General features: G+C 33.1%; 1 pseudogene. It reads left to right on the forward strand.

Annotation, left to right across the window (positions count from 1 at the left end):
- Positions 1–275: 275 nt before the first annotated feature.
- Positions 276–1520, forward strand: a pseudogene (locus DMC01_RS12420) (hypothetical protein); the annotation flags it as partial.

The following is a 1520-nucleotide window of genomic DNA, read 5'->3' on the forward strand; positions in this document are numbered from 1 at the left end:
ATATGCTAAAATAAAGCTTTCAAAAAGCGATTTTAGTTTTTCAAGGCTTTCACGCAAGGCAGAACTAAGCATAAAAAAACTAAATATAAAACATAACTAAGCGCCAAGAAAAACGAAGCATAAAGCAAAACTAAGCACAAAGAAAAACTAAAAGAAAATATAAATAAAAGCTAAAGAAAAAACACAAAAATATCAAAAAAAGCGCACAAAAAAATATCAAATAAAAAGCATAAATATAAACTAAATAAAAAACACAAAAGAGCAAAGAAAAAGCGATGAATGACACGGTGAATTTTCAAATTCAGGCCCTAACTGAGGACACAAAAAGTCCCATTGTAAGAGCAAAAATTCAGCTTGAAAATGTAAATTTAGCCCAAAGTGCTATAACAGATAATAGAGGCATTGCAAGTTTTAGCATTAAAAAAAGCGAGTGTTTAAAGCCCTTTAAGATTAAGCTTCATCATAAACACTATGATGAGAGCCCTATTTCAGATAGAAATCTTGTTGTAAATTCCATAAAAAGAAGACAAAAACCCTTTGTTTTAAGATTTTCTAAGAAACTAAGCTTGTATTTTAACGGTTTAAGCTTAGAGCTTAAAAAAGGCAAGGATGCAGTTAAAAAATTCAAGGCTTTTAGCGGCAAGGCTTTAAATGAGAAAGAAATGCAAAGATTGAGGGCTGAGAGAAAATATGAAAATTTCATAGCCTACAAGGATGGGGATTTTTTTGATGATGAAAAGGAGAGGTATTTTTGCCTTGATGATAAGGATAAATGCTTGGAGTCTATCTTAGAGGCTGAGTATTATGTAAATTTTAAAGATTTTAGTCAAAATGATGCTTGCAAGGAGGTGTTTATTTATGAAAGCTATTTAAAGGCAAAAGAGGAAAAAGAAAGCAAGCTTAAGCTTTATGAGTGTTTTAAGTATCAAAACAAGAAGGGCATATGCTTAAATGAGAATTTTTTTGCCTTCTTGCAAGAATTTTCAAGCAAACATTTTATAAAAGAGCTTATCTTGCCTTTAAGGGTAGAATACACTAAAAAATCAAGGGCAAGGATCAGCTATATACTAGAAAATGAGGCTGGGATGATAGATGAGGGGTATTTAAGCTTGAATTTAAGCTTTGCACCTGGAAGCTATGTGGAATTTGAGGCTAAAAGCTTGGAGGGCATAAAGGATCTTAGCTGGGGCTATGTAGAGGCTAAGAGCAAGCAAGAACTTGACGCTTATATGAGAGGCGAGCTTGTAATTCATAAAAACAACTTTACAAACATACAAGAAACAAGCCTTTACAATGCTAAATTTCAAAAAGAAAAGATCTTTCACAAAATAGCCTTTTATCTGCCTCTTAAGAGGCAAAATGAAGAAAATTTTAAGGAGTATTTTATAATGCTTTTTGTCTTTGATGCTTCTTGTAAGACTGTGCCTAATTTAAATGATGCCTTTGTTGTGCTTGATCTTGGTTTTAGGGTTGGTGAGGGAGAGGATGGGAGTGTGGTAGAAGGAAGTGGGGAGGGGGTG

This window comes from Campylobacter troglodytis (assembly GCF_006864425.1).
GTDB lineage: Bacteria > Campylobacterota > Campylobacteria > Campylobacterales > Campylobacteraceae > Campylobacter_D > Campylobacter_D troglodytis.